This window comes from Pusillimonas noertemannii (assembly GCF_003096595.1).
GTDB classification, from domain to species: domain Bacteria; phylum Pseudomonadota; class Gammaproteobacteria; order Burkholderiales; family Burkholderiaceae_B; genus Pusillimonas; species Pusillimonas noertemannii.
On the sequence record NZ_QEKO01000002.1, the window covers coordinates 550387 to 572000 of the forward strand.

The 21614-nt window shown below is 63.7% G+C and carries 19 protein-coding genes; 13 read left to right on the forward strand and 6 right to left on the reverse strand.

What is annotated here, in order from left to right:
• Positions 1–26: 26 nt before the first annotated feature.
• Positions 27–3974, reverse strand: coding sequence for a DUF3683 domain-containing protein (locus C7440_RS09700; protein WP_026068018.1), 3948 nt, complete (start codon positions 3972–3974; stop codon positions 27–29).
• 93 nt (positions 3975–4067) lie between these two features.
• Positions 4068–4613 (reverse strand): YqaA family protein, encoded by a 546-nt coding sequence (locus C7440_RS09705; protein WP_116518367.1) that lies wholly within the window; start codon positions 4611–4613, stop codon positions 4068–4070.
• A gap of 91 nt (positions 4614–4704) precedes the next feature.
• On the opposite strand from C7440_RS09705, the gene ilvA reads away from it, so the two are divergent.
• A complete protein-coding gene (ilvA, locus tag C7440_RS09710) occupies positions 4705–6216 on the forward strand; it encodes a threonine ammonia-lyase, biosynthetic (RefSeq protein WP_116518368.1) in 1512 nt (503 codons plus the stop codon).
• Positions 6217–6269: 53 nt separating this feature from the next.
• Here ilvA and C7440_RS09715 read toward each other — a convergent pair whose 3' ends face one another.
• A complete protein-coding gene (locus tag C7440_RS09715; RefSeq protein ID WP_017524881.1) occupies positions 6270–6821 on the reverse strand; it encodes an adenine phosphoribosyltransferase in 552 nt (183 codons plus the stop codon).
• Positions 6822–6949: 128 nt separating this feature from the next.
• Here C7440_RS09715 and C7440_RS09720 point away from each other — a divergent pair, with 128 nt between their 5' ends.
• From C7440_RS09720 to C7440_RS09765, 10 genes are all read left to right on the forward strand, one after another.
• Positions 6950–7939, forward strand: coding sequence for a KpsF/GutQ family sugar-phosphate isomerase (locus C7440_RS09720; RefSeq protein WP_017524882.1), 990 nt, complete (start codon positions 6950–6952; stop codon positions 7937–7939).
• Position 7940: 1 nt separating this feature from the next.
• Positions 7941–8543: a KdsC family phosphatase gene (locus C7440_RS09725; RefSeq protein WP_017524883.1), complete on the forward strand. Its 603-nt coding sequence runs from the start codon at positions 7941–7943 to the stop codon at positions 8541–8543.
• Positions 8544–8562: 19 nt separating this feature from the next.
• Complete coding sequence (lptC, locus tag C7440_RS09730) at positions 8563–9201, forward strand: LPS export ABC transporter periplasmic protein LptC (protein WP_017524884.1); 639 nt, start codon at positions 8563–8565, stop codon at positions 9199–9201.
• Positions 9202–9244: 43 nt separating this feature from the next.
• Positions 9245–9844 carry a lipopolysaccharide transport periplasmic protein LptA gene (lptA, locus tag C7440_RS09735; RefSeq protein ID WP_100224209.1) on the forward strand — a complete coding sequence of 200 codons (600 nt, stop codon included), beginning with the start codon at positions 9245–9247 and terminating at the stop codon, positions 9842–9844.
• Between the two features lie 51 nt (positions 9845–9895).
• Entirely contained in the window at positions 9896–10690 is a 795-nt protein-coding gene (gene lptB, locus C7440_RS09740) for an LPS export ABC transporter ATP-binding protein (RefSeq protein WP_017524886.1), read from the forward strand.
• Positions 10691–10889: 199 nt separating this feature from the next.
• Positions 10890–11213: a ribosome hibernation-promoting factor, HPF/YfiA family gene (gene hpf, locus C7440_RS09745; RefSeq protein WP_017524887.1), complete on the forward strand. Its 324-nt coding sequence runs from the start codon at positions 10890–10892 to the stop codon at positions 11211–11213.
• Between the two features lie 188 nt (positions 11214–11401).
• Complete coding sequence (locus C7440_RS09750) at positions 11402–11866, forward strand: PTS sugar transporter subunit IIA (protein WP_026068019.1); 465 nt, start codon at positions 11402–11404, stop codon at positions 11864–11866.
• A 15-nt stretch (positions 11867–11881) separates the two neighbouring features.
• Positions 11882–12811 carry an HPr(Ser) kinase/phosphatase gene (gene hprK, locus C7440_RS09755; protein ID WP_017524889.1) on the forward strand — a complete coding sequence of 310 codons (930 nt, stop codon included), beginning with the start codon at positions 11882–11884 and terminating at the stop codon, positions 12809–12811.
• A 103-nt stretch (positions 12812–12914) separates the two neighbouring features.
• On the forward strand, positions 12915–13787 hold the full coding sequence (rapZ, locus tag C7440_RS09760; RefSeq protein ID WP_017524890.1) for an RNase adapter RapZ: 873 nt from the start codon (positions 12915–12917) through the stop codon (positions 13785–13787).
• Complete coding sequence (locus C7440_RS09765; RefSeq protein WP_116518369.1) at positions 13784–14812, forward strand: septal ring lytic transglycosylase RlpA family protein; 1029 nt, start codon at positions 13784–13786, stop codon at positions 14810–14812. Before rapZ ends, C7440_RS09765 begins: the two co-directional genes overlap by 4 nt.
• Here the strand turns inward: C7440_RS09765 and C7440_RS09770 are convergent.
• Together C7440_RS09770 and C7440_RS09775 are read right to left on the reverse strand one after the other, a co-directional pair.
• The gene (locus tag C7440_RS09770) at positions 14748–16694 is read right to left on the reverse strand and encodes a sensor histidine kinase (RefSeq protein WP_116518370.1); all 1947 of its coding nucleotides are present in this window, start codon (positions 16692–16694) and stop codon (positions 14748–14750) included. The two genes, C7440_RS09765 and C7440_RS09770, sit on opposite strands and share 65 nt — an antisense overlap.
• Positions 16691–17416, reverse strand: a complete 726-nt coding sequence (locus C7440_RS09775; RefSeq protein WP_116518371.1) for a response regulator transcription factor — start codon at positions 17414–17416, stop codon at positions 16691–16693. The genes C7440_RS09770 and C7440_RS09775 overlap by 4 nt, the downstream gene beginning before the upstream one ends.
• Positions 17417–17641: 225 nt before the next feature.
• Here C7440_RS09775 and C7440_RS09780 point away from each other — a divergent pair, with 225 nt between their 5' ends.
• On the forward strand, positions 17642–19717 hold the full coding sequence (locus C7440_RS09780; RefSeq protein ID WP_116518372.1) for a hypothetical protein: 2076 nt from the start codon (positions 17642–17644) through the stop codon (positions 19715–19717).
• A 368-nt stretch (positions 19718–20085) separates the two neighbouring features.
• On the opposite strand, the gene rsmI is transcribed toward C7440_RS09780, so the two are convergent.
• Positions 20086–21009 (reverse strand): 16S rRNA (cytidine(1402)-2'-O)-methyltransferase, encoded by a 924-nt coding sequence (gene rsmI, locus C7440_RS09785; protein WP_116518373.1) that lies wholly within the window; start codon positions 21007–21009, stop codon positions 20086–20088.
• A gap of 31 nt (positions 21010–21040) precedes the next feature.
• Between rsmI and C7440_RS09790 the strand changes: the two genes are divergently transcribed.
• The gene (locus tag C7440_RS09790; RefSeq protein ID WP_116518374.1) at positions 21041–21538 is read left to right on the forward strand and encodes a YraN family protein; all 498 of its coding nucleotides are present in this window, start codon (positions 21041–21043) and stop codon (positions 21536–21538) included.
• Positions 21539–21614 lie beyond the last annotated feature (76 nt).

Sequence of the window (21614 nt, forward strand, 5' to 3'; positions counted from 1 at the left end):
CCGGCCAGGCCGGCGCCCCCCCGGTATCAGACCAGCACGCGCTCTATGCCGCCCGCATTGGCCTGTTTCACGTAGTCTTCCATCCACCCCTCGCCCAATATGTGGCGGGCCATCTCGACCACGATGTAGTCGGCGTCCATGCCCGTATCGCCCTGGTAGCGCGACAAGCCCTGCAGGCAGGAGGGACAGGACGTCAGCATCTTGACCTCGCCCGAATAGCCGTCCGCGCGCAGCGTGGCGTCGTTCTTGGCCAGTTCCTCGCGTTTGCGGAAGCGCACCTGGGTCGAAATGTCGGGCCGGCTGACGGCCAGCGTGCCCGATTCGCCGCAGCAGCGGTCGGTGCGGATGGCGCCGTCGCCCACCAGGGACTTGACCGTCTTCATGGGGTCCTGCAGCTTCATGGGCGTGTGGCAGGGGTCGTGATACATGTAGCGCACCCCGGTCGCCCCCTCGAGCCGTATGCCCTTTTCGAGCAGGTACTCGTGGATGTCGATCAGGCGGCAGCCGGGAAAGATCTTGTCGAATTCGTAGCCGGCCAGTTGATCGTAGCAAGTGCCGCAGCTGACCACCACGGTTTTGATGTCCAGGTAGTTGAGCGTGGTGGCCATGCGATGGAACAGCACCCGGTTGTCGGTGATGATCTTCTCGGCCTTGTCGTTCATGCCATTGCCGCGCTGGGGGTAGCCGCAGCACAGGTAGCCGGGGGGCAGCACGGTCTGCACGCCCGCATGCCACAGCATGGCCTGGGTGGCCAGCCCCACCTGCGAGAACAGGCGCTCGGAACCGCAGCCCGGAAAATAAAACACCGCCTCGGTGTCGTGCGAGGTGGCCGCCGGGTTGCGGATGATGGGCACGTAGTCGGGGTCTTCGATGTCGAGCAGCTTGCGGGCCGTCTGCTTGGGCAGGCCGCCCGGCATCTTTTTATTGACGAAGTGGATGACCTGCTCGCGGATGGGCGCCTTGCCCACCGTGGCCGGCGGGTGCTCGACCTGCTTGCGCGACGGGGCGGCCAGCAGGTCATGCGCCAGGCGCTGCGCCTTGTAGCCCACGTCGATCATCGCCGTGCGCGTGGCCTTGATCACGCGCGGGTCTTTGGCGTTAAGGAAGAACATGGCCGCGGTGGTGCCCGGGTTGAACGACTTCTTGCCCATGCGGCGCAGCAGGGCCCGCATCTCCATCGAGACGTCGCCGAAGTCGATGTCGACCGGACAGGGGTTGTAGCACTTGTGGCAGATGGTGCAATGGTCGGCCACGTCTTCGAATTCGCCCCAGTGCTTCAGGCTCACGCCGCGCCGCGTCTGCTCTTCGTACAAAAAGGCCTCGATCAGCAGCGAGGTGGCCAGGATTTTGTTGCGGGGCGAATAAAGCAGGTTGGCCCGGGGCACGTGGGTGGCGCACACCGGCTTGCACTTGCCGCAGCGCAGGCAGTCTTTGATGGCCGATGAAATGGCGCCGATCTCGCTTTGCTGCATGATCAGCGATTCATGCCCCAGCAGGTTGAAGCTGGGCGTCCAGGCGTGGCGCAGGTCGGCGCCGGGCATCAGCTTGCCCGCATTGAAGCGCCCCTCGGGGTCGATGCGCTGCTTGTAGTCCTGGAAGGGCTGCAGCTCTTCCTGGGTAAGGAACTCGTACTTGGTCAGCCCTATGCCGTGCTCGCCCGATATGACGCCGTCGAGGTCGCGTGCGATCTGCATGATGCGCGCCACGGCCTCGTTGGCTTCGCGCAGCATCTCGTAGTCGTCGGAATTGACGGGGATGTTGGTGTGCACATTGCCGTCGCCCGCGTGCATGTGCAGCGCCACGAACACCCGGCCGCGCAGCACGCGGTCGTGGATGGCCTGGATCTCGGCCAGCACGGCGGCGCAGTCGGCGCCGGCGAAATAGCGCTCCATCAGCGCCCGCACCTCGGTCTTCCAGGAAACGCGCAGGGTATGGTCCTGCACCACATTGAACACGCAGGCATCCGGCTGGACGGCCAGGCGCGACGCCAGCGGCCGTTGGGCGGGGTCTTCCAGGCCCAGGTCCTGCATGCGCCCCAGGCCTTCGGCCAAGGGCAGGTCGAGGTTCAGCAGCAGCCAGTTCCAGCGCTCGCGCACCGCCTGCAGCGTGGCGACGGCGTCGCGCACGCGCTCTTGCAAAATGTCTTCACGGGTGTGCTCGGCATCTTCGTGGTCTTCGGTCTTGCCCACCGGCAGTTCGCCCGAGGTCAGGAAGAGTTCGATCTGGTCGAGCAGGCGCAGCTTGTTGCGGGTGGACAGCTCGATGTTGATGCGTTCGATCGCATCGGTATATTCGCCCATGCGATCGAGCGGAATGACGACGTCTTCGTTGATCTTGAAGGCGTTGGTGTGGCGCGCGATGGCGGCCGTGCGGGCCCGGTCGAGCCAGAAGCGCTTGCGGGCCTCGGCGCTGACGGCCACGAAGCCCTCGCCGTGGCGCGTGTTGGCCAGGCGCACCACCTCGCTGGCCGCGGCCGCGACGGCGTCGGGGTCGTCGCCCACGATGTCGCCGAACAGCGCCATCTTGGGCAGGCCGCCCCGCTTGCTTTTGGTGGCGTAGTCGACCGCGCGCAGGTAGCGTTCATCGAGGTGCTCCAGGCCGGCCAGAATGGCGCCCATGCGGCGGCCCTCGCCGTCGAGGTAGTTCTTGATCTCGACAATGGACGGGATGGCGTCGCGCGCCTGGCCGAAGAATTCCAGGCACACCGTGCGGGTGTGGGCGGGCATGCGGTGCAGCACCCAGCGCGCCGAGGTGATCAGGCCGTCGCAGCCTTCTTTCTGGATGCCGGGCAGCCCGGCCAGGAACTTGTCGGTGACGTCCTTGCCCAGGCCGGCCTTGCGGAAGCGGGCGCCTTCGATGGCCAGGGTTTCGCTGCGCAGCAGCCGGGCGCCCGGCGCGGCCGAGCCGTCGAACCAGTCGAGCTTGAAGGTGGCCTGCGCGGCGTCGTGGATCTTGCTCAGGTTGTGGTCGAGGCGGGTGACTTCCAGCCAGTTGCCTTCGGGGTCGACCATGCGCCACCAGGCCAGGTTGTCGAGCGCCGTGCCCCATAGCACGGCTTTCTTGCCGCCGGCGTTCATGGCGATGTTGCCGCCGATACAGGAGGCGTCGGCTGAAGTCGGGTCGACGGCGAAGACGAAGCCCGCCGCCTCGGCCGCCTCGGCCACGCGCCGGGTTACCACGCCGGCGCCCGACCATATCGTCGTGACCGGCTGTTCGTGCCCCGCCAGCGGCGTGGCTTCGACCTTGCCCAGAGAGTCCAGCTTTTCAGTGTTGATGACGACCGAACGCCAGGTGAGCGGAATGGCGCCGCCGGTATAGCCCGTGCCGCCGCCGCGCGGAATGATGGTGAGATCGAGCGAGATACAGGCCCGCACCAGCGCGGCGATCTCGTCTTCGGTGTCGGGGGTGAGCACGACGAAGGGATACTCCACCCGCCAGTCGGTGGCGTCGGTAACGTGCGAAACGCGCGACAGGCCGTCGAACTTGATGTTGTCTTTGGCGGTAACTCCCGACAGGCGGCGCAGCACCTTCTTGCGCAGCACCGTCGTCAGCTCGAATTCGGATTCGAAGTCGGCCACCGCCTTGTGGGCGGCCTGCAAAAGCCGCACTACCCTGCCGTCGCGCTCGGGGTCGTCGGCGTCGCGCCGCTTGTCGATCTCGCCCAGGCGGTGGCGCAGCGCCTCGATGAGCGCATGCAGGCGCTTGGGGCTGTGCAGCAGGTCGTCCTGAAGATAGGGATTGCGCCGTACCACCCAGATGTCGCCCAATACTTCGAACAGCATGCGCGCCGAGCGGCCGGTGCGGCGCTCGGTGCGCAGGTCGGTCAGCCACTGCCAGGCCTGCTCGCCCAACAGGCGGCAGACGATCTCGCGGTCGGAATACGACGTGTAGTTGTAGGGGATTTCGCGCAAGCGGGGCGCATCCGCCGGTTGAGCCTGGGCGGCAAGCAATTGACTGGCGAGAGGGGCGTTCATGGCAATGGAAGAGTAAACGTGGGGCCAATCAACACTAAAAGGCCCGTGGCAAGGCCTAAGTTTACTTCATCGCCACCCCCGGCCGCCCCGGGATCAGCCATGGACGGCCTCGGGAAAGAACCACAGCAGTGCGGCCGTCATGATCAGGTAGCGCAGGAACTTGCCCAGCGCCATGAAGAACACCGATGGCCAGAAAGGCAATTTGAGCCAGCCCGCCACGACGCACAATGGGTCGCCCACCACCGGCAGCCAGGAAAAAAACAGGGCCGCCGGGCCGAAGCGATGCACCCAGTCGCTGATCTGGCGGTGCCAGCGCCCGGCCGACTTGCGCCTTTGCGCCTCGACGTCGGCATGGCCGTGGCCGTGCTTTTCGCGCCAGCGCTCGTAGCCTTTCTCGGCCCCCAGGCCCATGGCATAGCTGACGGCCCCGCCCAATGTATTGCCCAGGGTGGCCACCAGCACCGCCGGCCAGAACATATCGGGCGAGAGCTTGACGTAGCCGAAGACCGCCGGTTCGGATCCCAGCGGCAGTATGGTGGCCGAAACCAGGCTGACGATGAAGATGGCGCTGAGCCCGACCCGTGGCAAGGCCAGGGCCGCCAGCAACCAATGTATCGACGAACGCAGCCAGGCTTCCATAGCGCGTAAGTGTAGCCGTGTTTCGCTGCCGCAAAGGGCGCTGTGATATTCTTTCAGACAACTTTTTCCTGCTCTTTCCTGCCCCTCCCCCATGTCCAACGACTATCTCAAGCGCATCCTCAACTCCAAGGTCTACGACGTCGCAGTCGAATCCCCCCTCGAACCCGCCACCCTTACCTCGGCGCGCATCCAGAACAAGGTCTTGCTCAAACGGGAGGACACCCAGGAGGTCTTCAGCTTCAAGCTGCGGGGCGCCTACAACAAGATGGCCAACCTCAGCCCTGGGGAGCTCAAGCGCGGCGTCATCGCGGCCTCGGCCGGCAACCATGCCCAGGGCGTGGCGCTGTCGGCCCGACGGCTGGGCTGCCGGGCCGTCATCGTCATGCCCACCACCACGCCCCGCCTCAAGGTGGACGCGGTCCAGGCGCTGGGCGGCGAGGCCGTGCTGGCCGGCGACAGCTATTCCGACGCCTACGAGCACGCCATGCAGCTCGAGAAAAAAGAAAAGCTCACCTTCGTCCACCCCTTCGACGACCCCGATGTCATCGCCGGCCAGGGCACGGTGGGCATGGAGATCCTGCGCCAGCACTCCGGCCCCATCGATGCCGTCTTCGTACCCATCGGCGGCGGCGGCCTGATCGCCGGCGTGGCCGCCTACATCAAGCAGCTGCGCCCGGAAACCCGCATCATCGGCGTACAGACCGAAGATTCCAACGCCATGATGCGCAGCGTCAAGGCGGGCCGCCGCCTTGAACTGAGCGACGTGGGCCTGTTTTCGGACGGCACGGCCGTCAAGCTCGTGGGTGCCGAAACCTTCAAGCTGGTGCGCCAGTACGTGGACGACTTCATCGCGGTCGACACCGACGCCATCTGCGCAGCCATCAAGGACGTCTTCCAGGATACGCGCAGCGTGCTCGAGCCCGCCGGCGCCCTGTCGTTGGCCGGGGCCAAGGCCTATGCGGCCCAGAACAAATGGAAGAACAAGACCCTGGTGGCCATCACCAGCGGCGCCAACATGAACTTCGACCGCCTGCGCTTCGTGGCCGATCGGGCCGACGTCGGCGAAGCGCGCGAAGCCCTGTTCGCCCTGACCATCCCGGAAGAGCGCGGCAGCTTCCGCAAGCTGTGCGAAGCCCTGGGCAAACGCAGCGTCACCGAGTTCAACTACCGCATTTCCGATTCCGCCCAGGCCCATGTCTTTGTCGGCGTGCAGATAAGCTCGGCCAGCGAGCCCGAGAAGCTGGCCGCCATGTTCCGCAAGAAGGGGCTCGACACCCTCGACCTGACCGGCAACGAGCTGGCCAAGACCCACCTGCGCTACATGGTGGGCGGCCGGTCGTCGCTGGCCAAGCACGAAATGCTGTTCCGCTTCGAGTTTCCAGAGCGGCCCGGCGCCCTGGCCCGCTTCCTGCAGGCGATGAACCCCGACTGGAACATCAGCCTGTTCCACTATCGCAACCAGGGCGACGACTACGGGCGAGTGCTGGTGGGCATGCAATTGCCGCCCGAAAGCGACAAGAAGGCCGTCAAGGAATTCCTGGAATCGCTGGGCTATCCGTACTGGAACGAAACCAGCAACCCGGCGTATCGATTGTTTTTGTAGGCCGGCGCCGGGCCGTGGCCGGCCGGCCACGGCCCCCGAGAACCGTCACGCGGTCAGGCGTCGCTTTCAGAAAAACTGCACACGGAGAATACCGGCAGGCCCGTTGCCTTGAGGCTGGTCGAACCGCCCAACTCGGGCAGGTCGATGATGGCAGCCGCTTCGACCACATTGGCGCCCAGGCGCTGCAGCAGCTTGGCCGCCGCCAGCATGGTGCCCCCCGTTGCGATCAGGTCGTCGATCAGCAGCACGCGCTGCCCCGGCTTGACCGCGTCGGCGTGCATCTCGACCGTGGCGTTGCCGTACTCCAGCGTATAGTCTTCGGCCAGGGTTTGGTAGGGCAGCTTGCCCTTTTTGCGCACCGGAACAAAACCCAGGTTCAACTCGTAGGCCAGCACCGACCCCAGGATGAAGCCGCGGGCGTCGATGCCCACGACCAGGTCCAGCCGCTGGCGCATGTACCGGTAGACGAACAGGTCGACCAGCACCCTGAACGACTGCGGATCTTGCAGCACGGGGGTGATGTCGCGGAAGGTAACGCCGGGCTTGGGCCAGCCGGGGACACTACGTATCGCGTTGCGAACGTAAGAGACGGGATCAGTATGCATGAAGAGAGCCAAATTGACCTGGGGAGCTAAGCAGCATAACTATAACTCCAATCATTCGGTTACAGTGTCCTGCCCCGGGGCGAGGCCCGCCCCAAGACCAAATTGCCACCAGCGTTTAAAATCGCGAAATGAATAGCACGCCCTCCCCGATAGCGTCGGAATCCATCGCATCGGCGCGCCGCACCTTGTCCATCGAAGGCAACGCCCTGCGGGCCCTGCACGATCGTCTCGACGACAGCTTCGCGCGCGCGGTCGGCATGGTGCTGGCCTGCGAAGGCCGGGTGGTCGTCAGCGGCCTCGGCAAGTCGGGCCACATCGCGCGCAAGATCGCGGCCACCCTGGCCTCCACCGGCACGCCCTCCTTCTTCATGCACGGGGTCGAGGCGCTGCACGGCGACCTGGGCATGCTCACCGCCCGCGACATCGTGCTGGCCATTTCGTACTCGGGCGCGGCCAGCGAGCTGCTCACCGTCCTGACCGTCGCCAAGCGCATGGGCATACCGCTTATCGCCATAACTGGCAATCCTCAATCGCAACTGGCCGTCAACGCCGACCTGCACCTCGACGTCCATGTCGAACAAGAGGCCTGCCCGCTCAACCTGGCTCCAACGGCCAGCACCACCGCCACGCTCGCCCTGGGCGATGCCATCGCCGTGGCCTGTCTCGAGGCCCGGGGCTTCAGCTCTGAAGACTTCGCGCGCTCGCACCCCGGCGGTGCGCTGGGCCGCCGCCTGCTCACCCTGGTGCGCGACGTCATGCGCTCGGGCGACGCGCTGCCCGTCGTCCGCGCCGAAACAGCCATTCCCCAGGCACTTGAAGAAATGTCGCGCAAGGGCATGGGCATGACCATCGTCGTCGACGAACACAGGCGCCCCGTAGGCATCTTCACCGACGGCGACCTGCGCCGGCTCATCTCGGCCCGGGGCGACATCCGCCCCCTGGCCGTGGCCGACGGCATGTCGCCCAACCCCAAAACCGTTCCGCCCGGTTCGCTGGCCGTCGAGGCGGCCACCCTCATGAACGACAACCGCCTTACCCAGGTCCTGGTCGTGGATGACAACGGGCTACTATTGGGCGCCCTGCACATGCACGACCTGCTGGCCGCCAAGGTAATTTAATATGACCCCCGACATGGCTCCCCCCCACCCCGCCGAAGCATTGATTCTGGCCAAGGCTCCCGCCGCAGCGGTCGAGCGGGCCCGCCAGGTGCGCCTCATGGCCTTCGACGTCGACGGCGTACTGACCGACGGCAGCCTCTGGTATGGCGAAAACGGCGAAACCATCAAGCGCTTCAACGCCCTCGACGGCCACGGCCTGCGCCTGATGCGCGAGGGCGGCATCTCGGTGGCGCTGGTTACCGGGCGCGAAGGCCCCATCGTGGCGCGGCGGGCCGCCGAACTGGGCATCTCGCTGGTTCTGCAAGGCGTGCGCGACAAGTCGCAGGCCCTGGCGGGGCTGGCACAAGAACGGGGCCATACGCTCGACCAGGTCGGCTTCATGGGCGACGACATCCTCGACCTGGCCGCCCTGCAGCGCGCGGGCTTCGCAGCCAGCGTTCCCGGCGCGCCGCCCTACATTACCCAGGCCGCACACTGGGTATCCTCGCGCGAAGGCGGCTACGGCGCCGCGCGCGAATGTTGCGACCTCATCCTGGCGGCACAGGGCCGCCTGAAGCATTTCTTCTCGCCCAATGCCGTGATCCTGGGCGGCGTCACCCAGTAGGGCCTGTTGAAGCTAAGCCATGAAAGAACGCCTGCCGGCCCTTATCGCCATCGCCCTGTTGTTCGTTCTGGTTGCCGGCACGTGGTGGGCGGCCGACTATACCCAGCGCGCGGTACACATCGAACCGCCCCGCCGCATCACGCACGAACCCGACGCCTGGTCCAGCAACTTCGTCATGGTGCGCGCCGACGCCAACGGCATGGCCATCAACCGCATGGAAGGCGACTACCTGCGGCATTTTCCCGACGACGACTCCTATGAGGTCACCCAGGCCAGGGCCATAGGCCAGCGCGCCGACTCGCCCATTACCGTCGCCACGTCGAACATGGCCATCATGGACCGGGACGGCACGCGGATCACCATGCGCGGCAACGCTCACCTGCACCGCCAGCCCTATGACGACCGCCCCGCACTGGACGTCAAGAGCGAAGAGCTGATCCTGCTGCCCGACGAAGACGTGGCCTACACCAACTTGCGCGCCGTGGTCGTCAATGGCAAATCCACCATGGTCGGCACCGGCATGCGGTACGATAACGCGAACCGCATCCTTAAGGTTTTCTCGTCCACCGACGTCCGGATATCAGCCGAAGACTCCCAGGCCGCCCGTTCAAAAAACCAAGGCTCCCAAGACAACAACCATGAATCCACGACACCCTGACCTGACCCTCTGGCTGTCCGCCGCCCTACTTGCCCTGTCGTCCATGGGCGCGGCGGCCCAGCAGCCGGCGGCCACCGAGCCTGCCGCCTCCCAAGAGCAGCCCGCCAGCGCCGCGCCGGCACAGCCGGCGGCCGGCCAGCAGGAAGAACCCGACACGCTGATTCTCTCCGACACCCTCAATTACAACGACGCCACCAAAGAAAGCACCTTTACGGGCAATGTCATCATGACCCGGGGGCTTCTTACCCTGCACGCCGACACCCTGGTCATGAGCGAAGACGCCCAGGGCTTCCAGCACGGCGTGGCCACGGTGGCCGACTCCGGCGGCCGGGTCCGGGTCCGCCAGGAAACCCCCGAAAAATTCGAGGTCATCAAGGCCGAGGGGCTGCGCGGCGTGTACAACGGCAAGACCGACGAAATCGAGATGATCGGCCAGGCCGTCGTCACCAAGTACGTTTGCGGCAAGCCGCTGGACACCATCCGGGGCGAACGCGTCAAGTACAACCAGACCACCAACGTCTACCAGGCCTTTGGCGGGCCCCAGTCGTCGGCCCAGGGCGGACGGGTGCGTTCGCTCGCCACCCCCAGCGCCAAGGCGGATGCGGCGGCGGAAGCCTGCCGGAAAAAATCCGCCAACGGCTGACACCCGCGCCCGACCCGGCCCCCGACACCTGTTATCACCGCAAGCCCATTTATGTTTTCTTCCGCATCGACGCGCTCCAGCTCGACCCGCCCGCCCAGCGACCAGCCGGGCAGCCTCAAGGCCACCGGCCTGCGCAAGACCTACGGCAAGCGCACGGTCGTGCACGACGTGTCCTTGTCGGTGGACAGCGGCGAGGTGGTCGGCCTGCTCGGCCCCAACGGGGCCGGAAAAACCACCAGTTTCTACATGATCGTGGGCATCGTCCCGACCGATTCGGGGCGCATCGAGATCGATGACGTCGAGATCACCGCCATGCCCATGCACAAGCGGGCACGCCTGGGGCTTTCGTACCTGCCGCAAGACGCCTCGGTGTTCCGCCGCCTGACCGTCGAAGAGAACATCCGCGCCGTGCTCGAACTGCAGCAAGACCCTGAGGGCCGCTCGCTTTCGTCGGCCCGCATAGGCGAAAGCCTGGAAACCCTGCTCGACGAGCTGCAGATAGGGCATATCCGCCGCAATACCGCCATTTCGCTGTCGGGCGGCGAACGCCGCCGGGTTGAAATCGCGCGCGCACTGGCCACCAACCCCCGTTTCATCCTGCTGGACGAGCCCTTTGCGGGCGTGGACCCCATTGCCGTGATTGAAATTCAGCGCATCGTGCACTTTTTAAAGGGCCGCAACATCGGCGTGCTTATCACCGACCACAACGTACGCGAAACCCTGGGCATCTGCGACCGGGCCTACATCATCAGCGAAGGCAAGGTGCTGACCAACGGCCACCCCAACGAAATCATCGCCAACGAAGCCGTGCGCAAGGTTTATCTGGGCAAGAATTTCCGGATGTAGCCGGCCCCCCGGGCCGCTGCATCAAGGCGTCGACCCCTATTATGGAGATACCTTGATCTTTCGCAAACCGGGGATTCATACCACTTGATTTAGTTTTTCCAGGCGATACACTAAAACTGTTGCAACTTCATAACAAGGAGAACCCTTTATCCCCTACAACGCGCATTCTGCGCACACCGTCCTTACAGGAGAGCAGTACATGAACCTGAACATCACTGGTCGTCATCTTGAAATCACCCCCGCCATCCGTGCCTACGTCAAGAACAAGATGTCACGGGTTGCACGACACTTCGACAATGTCATCGACACCCAGGTCATGCTTTCAATAGAGCGTCTGAAACACACGGCCGAGGTCACCATGCGCCTGCGCGGCAAAGACATCCACTGCGAGGCCACCGACGAAAACCTCTACGCCGCCATCGACCTGCTGTCCGACAAAATCGATCGCCAGGTCATCAAATACAAAACCAAAATACAGGATCATGCGCACGAGCCCGTAAAAAGGCAGCAAGTAAGCGCTTAATCAGCGCTCCAGAGTCACGGGCAGTACCGCGCGCCTTCATTGGCTGAAGCGAACTCCCGTAAATGCCTCCACGCCGCACTCAAGTCTGCGGCACTACGGCAAAAAAGGCCCCTCTCATCCGACTGGGGCCTTTGACTTTCCGGGCTGGCGACTTTCTCTATAGGCTCATATACTCATATAATGCCCGTATGAATCTCATGTCGCGTATCCTGCCGCTGGAGAACATCGCGCTCGATGTCGAAGCCACCAGCAAAAAACGGGCGTTCGAGCAAGCCGGCCTGCTCTTCGAGAACCACCACGGCATAGCCCGCACGGCCGTTTTTCAAAGCCTGATCGCTCGCGAGCGCCTGGGCTCCACAGCGCTGGGGCATCATATTGCCGTGCCGCATGGCCGCATCAAGGGCCTTAAAGAGCCGTGCGCCGCCTTCATGCGCCTGGCCGATCCGGTGCGCTTCGACTCCAGTGACGGGCGGCTTGCCAACCTGCTGTTCTTCGTTCTGGTGCCCGAAACCGCCACACAGCTGCACCTCGACCTTCTGGCCGAGATCGCGCGCCTGGTGTCCAACCCGTCTCTGCGCCAGATGCTGTCCACCGAAACCGATCCTGCAGTCATCCACCGCCTGCTTACCGCCGACGTCGCCACGACGGAATAAGACAGGAAGGCCCCCATGCTGACCGTTCAGGAACTCATCAACGAAAACACCGACAAGATTTCGTTCACCTGGGTGGCCGGCACAGAAGCCGGCAAGCGCGTCATCGCCAACGAAGGCCTGTCGGGCGCCGACCTGGTCGGCCACCTGAACCTCATCCATCCGGCGCGAATACAGGTCTTCGGCAAAGAAGAACTCGCCTACTATAACCGCATGGATCCGCGGCGGCGCCAGCACCATCTCGAAGACCTGGTCGCGGGCGGCGTACCGGCCATCATGCTGGCCGGCAACCAGGGAGTTCCCGACGATCTGCGGCTGTTCTGCCAGGAACAGGGCATTCCCCTGCTTTCCACCTCGGTCGAGGCGGCCGAACTCATCGAACTGCTGCGCTACTATCTGGGCAAGCGGCTGGCTCCCAGCACCACCGTGCACGGCGTGTTCATGGACGTACTGGGCCTGGGCGTGCTGATCATGGGCGATTCGGGGCTGGGCAAAAGCGAACTGGCGCTCGAGCTCATCTCGCGGGGCCACGGCTTGGTCGCCGACGACGCCGTCGAGCTCTCGCGCATTGCACCCAATATGATCGAAGGGCACTGCCCGCCCCTGCTTCAGAACCTGCTCGAAGTGCGCGGGCTGGGCCTGCTCGACATCCGCACCATTTTCGGCGAAACCTCGGTGCGCCGCAAAATGAAGCTCAAGCTCATCGTCCAGCTGGTGCGCCTGAACGCCGACGCGTTCGAACGCCTGCCGGTGCAAGACCTTACACAGGAAATCCTGGGCATACCCATACGCCGCGTCATGCTGCAGGTGGCTCCCGGCCGCAACCTGGCGGTGCTGGTCGAGGCGGCGGTGCGCAACACCATTCTTACCCTGCGGGGCATAGACACCATGGGCGAGTTCATCGAGCGCCAGGCCCTGGCCATCATGGAAAGCAGCCGCCCCGACTAGGGCATTGACACTGAAAGGACAGGCGCATGAGCACGCAAATCACTGACCATCAAGGCGCAAGGCGCAGTCAGGGCGGGCTCCCAGGGCGCCAGCCCATGCAATTATGTTGAAAATAGTATTGATCACAGGTATTTCGGGCTCGGGCAAATCCGTGGCCCTGCGCCTTCTCGAAGATTCCGGCTATCTGTGCGTCGACAACCTGCCGGTGCGCTTTCTGCACGACTTCATCGCCACCACGCGCGAAGACGGCCTTGAACGCGTGGCGGTCGCCATCGACGTGCGCTCGCCCGGCGAACTCGAAGACCTTCCCGCCGTCATTACCGCGCTGCGCGCGAGCGGAACCGAGTTCCGCGTGGTCTTTCTTGACTCCAACGACCATACCCTGCTGCAGCGTTATTCTGAATCCCGCCGTCGGCATCCCCTTACCGACCGGCTGGCCACGGGCGGCAAATCGCCTTCCCTGCAAGAATGCATCGACACCGAACGTGAACTGCTTGCCCCCTTGCGCGAACAGGAACACGTCATCGACACCTCTGACCTTACTCCTGGCCAGCTGCGTGCCTGGATGCGCGAGCTGGTCCAGGCCGACCGCTCATCGGTCGTGCTTACCTTCGAGTCTTTCGCCTACAAGCGCGGGGTTCCGGGCGACGCCGACCTGGTGTTCGACGTGCGCTGCCTGCCCAATCCGCACTACGACCGCGAACTGCGTCCGCTTACAGGCCGCGACGACGCGGTGGCCAAGTGGCTGGCACAGTTCGGCAGCGTCGAAACCATGATCGACGACATCGCCGGCTTCATACGCCGCTGGCTGCCCCTGTACATGCAGGATACGCGCAACTACCTGACCGTGGCCGTGGGCTGCACCGGCGGGCAGCACCGCTCGGTCTATGTCACCGAGCAGTTGGCGCGCCGCTTTGCCGACCACTCGCCCCTGCTTGTGCGCCATCGCAACCAGGCGCCCGTGGAGGTCCCATGAAACAGGTCCGCGCCTTCATTGTCCTGGCGTCCGCGGCCCTGATTCTGGCCGGCTGCGGCTCCACCGGCCACAAGGGCGGCGGCTACTACAAAGACGACGGCCCCGGCTCCGACATACCCGCAAACGTCCGCAACACCCCCGACGCCGTGCCGCGCATCGAAAGCTATGCACCGGCCAATATGCGGCCCTACCGCGTGCTGGGCAAAACCTACGTGCCCCTGGCCGCCGATACACCCTATCGCCAGACCGGCGTGGCCTCGTGGTATGGCAAGAAATTCCACGGCAACAAAACCGCCAATGGCGAAACGTACGATATGTATGCCATGACAGCGGCCCATCCCACCCTGCCGCTGCCCAGCTATGCACGCGTAACGCGCACCACCACCGGCGCTTCGGTGGTGGTGCGCGTCAACGACCGGGGGCCTTTCCACAGTTCGCGCATTATCGATCTGTCGTATGCGGCGGCCGCTCGCCTGGGGCTTATCGGCGCAGGCAGCGGCAAGGTGGTGGTCGAGGCCATTACCAATGCCGACATTGCCCGCGCCCAGTCGGGCCAGGCCCTGGCAAGCGCCGGCAACGCCGCCCCGCCCATGGCTGAAGCGGCCAGCAGCGAACCCACCCTGGCAGCCAGGCTGAACCAGGCGGCGGCAGAAGAACTCGACCAGGCCGCTGCCAGCATGCCCGACGCCCTGGCCGTGCTCGATACCCAGGCGGCTCTGTCATCGCCCAACGGCATGGAGCAAGATGGGGGCATATTGCCCCTGCCCACGCTCCAGCATTCGACTGACTCAAGCATATACCTGCAGTTCGGCGCCTTCAGCGGACACGATAACGCCCAGGCCCTGGCCAGCCAGATCAATCGTCAGATCGCCCTGGTCGAAAGCCGCCAGGCGCAGATCACCCCCTCAGACAACCTGTACCGCGTACAGATCGGGCCCTATGCCAACCGCACCGAAGCTGTCAATGCTGCCCTGCGCATTCAGCAGCAGACGGGCGCCCGGGCAACGGTTGCGACCCGGGATTAGGCAGGAACATCTCTACCGTCAGGCCCTGCCCTTGCCCGGAAGAAGCATGCAGGCTTCCTTTGTGGGCCTGCGCAATGCGTTGCGTAAAGTGATACCCCAGGCCGCTTCCCTTCTTGCCTAGCGATGTGCCCGCCCTGAAATAAGGCGTGCCCAGCTGGGCCAGCGCCGCCTCGTCCAGGCCCGGCCCATGATCGACGACACGTATCCGCAGCCCGGCCTCATCGCGCACCGCACTGACTTCCACCTTGCTGTCGGCGGGCGAATAACGCAGGGCATTCGACACCAGGTTGCCCACGGCGGCACCCAGCAGGGTTTCATCGACCTCGAAGGCCAGATCTTCGGGCATGACCCGCAACTGAACGCGGGCCTCGTCCGCCTCGCCCAGCTGTCGAACAAGATTCTTCAGCAGCGGCCCGAGGGCACAGGGCCTGCGTGAGGCCGCCACCCCCCGGTGCTCCAGCATCTCTACCAGCAGGAAGTTATCGACGAAGTTCGAGAGCGTGGCCACATTACCCCGAATGCGCTCCAGGCGCTGGATTTCAGAGGCCTGCATGCCGGGCACCTTTATCTGGATCATTTCAGCGGCCCGGTCGATGGCCGCCAGGGGATTGCGGAACTCGTGCGACAGCATGGCCACGAAGCGCCTCTGCTCTTCGGTTCGCTGTGTGGCAACCGCCGCCTCTTGCTCGGCGGCGGCCTTGCCGCGCTGCAGCTGGCGCAGGCGCAGGGCCATGCCGTAGCTCATGACCAGCACATGGACCAGCGATGCGATCTGGTACAGGTTGGTGGTAAAGAGATTCTGGGCCAGGGCGCCCTGGTTCCCGACGGTGTTGATCAGCGTGCCCAAGGCCGGAATGATGAAGGCAATGAAATACACCATCAGTTCAACCTGCCGGGTGCGGCGCCAAAGGATCAGCACCACGGCCATGCCCAGCAGGAAGTTGAGGCTGTTCAGACCATTGGCCAGCTTCACCACGACCAGCAGCCAGGGGGCGACCAGCGAAGGCATCAAGGCAAACGGCAGCAAGCCCAGGTTCAGGTAAAGGGTGAACCAGTACAAGCGATGGATGACGGGATAGTGGCGTTTCAGGTTCAGCAGCCTGTCCCACATCAGCACGATCGACACAGCGCCGCCCAGCCATCCTACCCGCGACAGGGCGTCGACCATCCAGGCGCCCCGGCCATCAAGCAGAACCGGAAGATAACCGTTGGTGCCAAGGTGGAACAGAAGCAGCGAAGCTACGTAGCCGGCATAGGCCGCCATGGGCACGTCGCGCAGGCGCACTCCCAGTATCAAATACAGAATGACCGTTAGCAGCAGCACGCCAAAATACACGCCCCGATAGAAGTTGTCGCGGGTTTGGTGGGCGCTGAAGGCACTCGGCTGCCACAGCTGGGCCTGCACATTGATGGCGTTGTGGGTACGCACCCTTATATAGACCTGGGTACTTTCCCGTACATCGACCGGCACGGCAAACAGGCGTGTCTGCAAGGGCCGGTTCTGGTAGGGGCGGTAATACCCCATGGCATGTGGCTCGAAGCCTCCGTCGGCCTGTTGCACCCAGAGGTCGACCTCTTCGAGTTCGGGCATGCCGATGGCCAGAATCCAGCGCGATGGCGCCCCTTTCGCGCGGCTAAGCTCAACGCGGAACCAATGGACGGCGTCGTCATATCCCAGGCTGCGGAAATCAGGCATGCGCTGAAAATGCTGGCTGCGCACGGCATCGAACGACAAGGCGCCCGACGGGTCGGCGTAATGCTGAAGCTGCCCTTCCAGCGAGACCTGCGGGGTGTGCGCTTGCAAGGTCACGGTCGCCAGTGCAACGGGCGCCCCCAGCATCGATGCCAGCACTACCAGCCAGACAAGGACGCAGCGCCTCATGCTGCCAGCCCGCAACGACCGCTAAATGTATAACCCTTGCCATAACTGGGCCTTAGGGGAAGCTCGATGCCGCAGGATGCCAGCACTTTGCGCCTCAGCCGGCTGGCCGTGTTGTCGAGGTTGCGTAGATTGGAAAGCGTGTCCTGCTTCTCCAGGCGCAGAAGAAGCGCCTCGCGCGCCACTGCCTTGCCCGGATACGCAAACAGCATCGACAGCACCGCCACCTCGGCGTGGGTCAGGTGCAGCGATTGTCCGTTGGGCGCGGTAATAAGCCAATCACGCACGTGCAGTGTCCACGCAGGTTCGTCGGGCGGGGCTTCGTGCGCCTCGCCCATGCGCTCGAAGCGCCGGCGCACACTGTGGCAGGTGGCCTCGATAACCTGTAATGAACTGCGCTTGGACAAATACGCGTCGGCCCCCGCCTCGAGCCCCAACACGTGGTCGCCGCTGGAATCAAGGGCTGTCAGCATCACGATTTCGGGGGGCCGCGTGTTCGGCTGGGCGCGCACCCGCTGCGCAATTTCCAGGCCGCTTATACCCGGCAAGGCCACATCAAGCAGAAGGAGGTGAAAGGATGTGCTCGGCCAAGCCTGGAAGAAGGCTTCCCCGTTTTCAAAGCCCTGTGCCACGAAACCCTTCAGGTTCAGGAACTCGACCAGATCGGCAAGTAATTCCGGGCTGTCTTCCACCACCGCGACCAGAAGCGAAAAGGAATTTGACATGATGAAACCGATGGTAAGGAGCGCTCAGAATACTCCGTGCCGAGGTTCGTTGACAGATTTTTCCAGCATTTGACAGAAATTAGTCCAACCCGCAGGGAATAGGGCTTTTTATAATTCGTTACCAGGTTCAGAAACCCGGATTGTGTGCGCCGCAAAGATTTCCTCCAGTTAATACGTAACTACACTGCACTATTTGTGTCATTCCGATTTAAAAGGATGATTTACATGAATTCCCCCAACCAAGGGCCGGCCAGCAGGTCGGCGTCCGCCGCAACGCTGCATCTTTCCGGCGCACTGCTTCTTACCCTTTTGCTGGCCGCCTGCGGCAGTTCAGACGGTTCCGACCCGGCCGAGCCCGGCCCCGTGGCCGGCACACCCCCGGCTTCCAATGTAATTTCCTGCAAGGGTTACGACGGCAAACAGGTTGGCGTGGCGCCCAAGACCATCACCATTTACAACAATTCTGCCAATACCCTGTACCCCGTACTGGCCACCAGCAAGAACGCAGTCAACGAGTGGATCCAGGGTTGCTTGCGTACCACTGCGCCCCACCCCACCGATTATGTGTACAAGCTATATGTGAACGAAGGCGAGGGCATACCCCCCAACTCCTCGGTAACACTCACCTTGCCGCTGTACAGCCAGTTGGCCGACAAGCGCTATATCACGTGGTGGAACGGCGGTCGCGTTGTGCTGGCCGACCGAGATGAAAGGTTGCTTGGCAAAGAAGACACCGCCATGGAGACGCCCAATAGCGTCACGTGCGAGGGGCACAATACGGCTTGCACGCTTAGCACCTATTCCAGCAACGTGCAGTTTCCGGAAAACATCTATGCGCAGCTGTCCGAATACACCTTCGGCGACTCGATCGTGCCTGCAGGGCAGTCGCTGCGGCTGTTAAAGCCCGAGAACGTCGGCTACAACATCTCGTATGTCGACCACGTGTACATGCCGGTCGCTATCGGACCCAAGAACAATCCCTACATCGGCTACAGCGGATCCACCCAACCTCTGGCCGGCTTCAGGAACAAGCTGACCGCCTTCCTGGCAAGCACCTCTGTCGGCGAAGGGTGGCCGGTGTACAACCTGGACGAACTGAAGCTGCCCGGCGGTTACAACATCTTCGCCCAGCGCTCGGGCACCCTGCCTCCCAGCGACAACGTGCCGGTCAAGCCCGCCGACGGCTATCCGCCCGTGCTGACGGTGTTGAATTGCATCAACGGCGGGTGCACTGAACAGCAGAAGAAATCGCTGCATTATGGCGAGGCGGTTCAGCGCATGCAGAACTTGTGGGGCTCTTGCGTCGACTGGAACGAAGACCTGAGCGCTTACGTCACGGAAAACGTGACATGCCCCACCGACATGAAGGACAGGATGGCGGTGATCAAGCAGTTCTTCGTTCAGAACCATCAAAACTACTTGAATATGTACAGCGCTGGCCAATGCCAAGGTTCCACACCGCAGAAACCCACCTTCACTTACTGGGAAGCCATGATGCATATCTACGGCTGGGTTCCCTTCAATGAGGGCTGCGGTGCGGCGGCAAACCCTTTGGCAGACACAAAGATCCCCGGTTGGGACCACGCCAAGGCGCAGTCCATGTACATTCACGAACTGCAGTACAACCATCTGCAGACCAATGTCCAGGCCAATCCCAAGCTGTTGTTCAACCCTTATGTGCAATTGATACACGACGACCTTGAAATGAACGCCTACGGTTTCTCTGTAGACGACGCCGTGGGCTTCATGAGTGAACTGGGCGACGGGCTGATCTTTACCGTGGGCGGTTCCGAAGGCCTTGAGAACACGCAACAATTCAATTATGCAGACGGCTTTACCCTGGCGATCGGCGTGCCTGAGTCCAAGAACGGGCGAGCAAACGAGGCGTTGATCAAGAAGTACGGCGTATGCGTGCTGAACCACGATGCCAATGACCTGAAATGCGAGGCCAACAAGCAAGATGTCGACATGCCCAACAACAGCCAGATTGCAGGCTTCCGGGTAGGCAGCGTAGCGTCCTACCCGATTCAGGTACGGTTTACCGACTTGAACGACAATGTGTATTCGCTGCGCGTGAATACCAAGTTTGCCGCCTGCACCGAAGACATGGATCCGTCGCAATGCCCGGCGAACAAATCTGGAATTGTCGACAAGGCGTCTTGCCTGGTTACCGACAGCAAGGGTGTCAAGCACGCCAAATCAGACGATTGGTGCGTAAACGCGAACCCGAACCAGCAGCGGGAAAAGCAACTCACCAAGAACTACCTGAGCTTTCCGCAGCCGGTTGATTTCATGAATTAGGCAGCCGCACATTGAACGCCGCGAGTGCTGTTGCGCTCGCGGCGTTTTTCTTGTGTGACGTTTTTATTTTGAGTTCTTAAGTGCCGTCGGAGACGCGGAGTCTTCAGGCGGGCGGTCAGGCGGTCCGGCTTCGCCGGACTACCCGCGTCTGCCTCGTACGCGTGGGCGGCGAAAGAACTCGCCCTCGTCGCTACGCGCCTCGGAACTCGAACATGCTTTCGCCGAAAGCCCCCACGCTCCCTTCGTCAGCACGCGGCGCCCTCCGACGCCCGCCTGAAGACTCCGTGTCTCCGACGGCTTGCGTTTGGTGCTGACCATCACCGACTGCCGATACTGCCTCCAGCAGCGCTTAAGAACACTAGCGAACACTAACGCTTTCGCTTCAGCGCGGCGGCGTACAACACGTCGCGCGACAGGCCGCTTACCTTGGCGGCCACGCGCGCAGCATCGCGGACGCTGAGCTCTTCCAGCAAGGCATCGAGCAGTTGCAGGGCCGAGGCATCGACCTCGCCGTCGTCCGGGGCGGCGGCCGCCTCGTGGACGATCAGCACGAACTCACCCTGGCTGCGATGGCTGTCTTCTGCCAACCATCGCGCCGCGTCGCCCAGTGGCAGGGTGGCCACCTGCTCAAAGCGTTTCGTCAGTTCGCGGGCGATGGTCAGCATGCGATCGGGGCCGCATACCTCGAGCAGGTCTTTCAGGGCAGCGGCCAGGCGGTGCGGCGACTCGAACATCAGTACCGGGGCGGGCAGCGCTGCCCATTGCCTGAACCACTTCTGGCGCGCCGCCGACTTGGCGGGGGTGAATCCGGCAAATACGAAAGCCGGGTTTTCGTCAGAGGTGACGCCGCTGGCCATCAGTGCGGTGACGACGGCACTGGCCCCTGGTATGGCAACGACCGCGTGGCCCGCCTCGCGGACGACGCGAACGATGCGGGCGCCCGGATCGCTGACGGCCGGCGCGCCGGCATCAGAGACCAGGGCGACGCGCTCGCCCTGCTCGAGTCGTTGCAGAATGGCCTGCGCCGCCCCGGCCTCGTTGTGCCGGTGGGCGGCCATAAGCGGCGTGGAGATGCCCCAGGCATCGAGCAAGGTGCGGCTGGCACGGGTGTCTTCGGCCGCGATGACGTCGCATTGCGACAACGCCTGCCAGGCCCGCAGGCTCAGGTCGCCCAGGTTACCAATGGGCGTGGCCACCACGTACAGGGCGGAAGCCGGCCAATGCTGGTCGGCCACTTTTTGGGCAAGACGATTCCATGTCGCGGTGATGTCGGGAGGGGGGGTTTGGCTCATACTGGCTGTCGATGCATGTTGGGAGGATTCAATGCTCGATGATACGTCAGACCCCTACGCGCTGGCGCGCGCGGCGCAACGGCGGGCCATACGCCGGCGCCGGCGCGCCACGCGCAGCGCCTGCGGCGCGACGGCAGCCGGCACCCCCGAGCTACCGCATCTGTCGCCCACCCAGCGCCTGGGCCGACGCGCCGAAGAGCGCGCCTGGCGCCACCTCGAGGCCGCCGGGGCACGGGTGCTTGAACACAATCTGCGTTGTCGGGCCGGCGAAATCGACCTCGTCTGCCTTCAGGGTGGCGTACTGGTTTTCGTCGAGGTGCGCCACCGCCACAGCGGCCGCTTCGGGGGCGCAGCGGCCAGCGTCGACCAGGCCAAGCAGCAACGCCTGGCCCGCGCCGCCGCGTGGTTCCTGCCGAAGCTGGCCCGGCGCCATTTCGCCGGACGCGTACCTGCCTGCCGATTCGACGTCGTCGCCATCGACGGCTCGGAGCTGACCTGGCTGCAGGGGGTGGTGATGGCGCCCGGCTAGGCCTTGGCCTTCGCCATCCGGGCGGCACTGGTTACCCACATTGACATTTTTTATTGCCGCGCATGAGATAATAGCG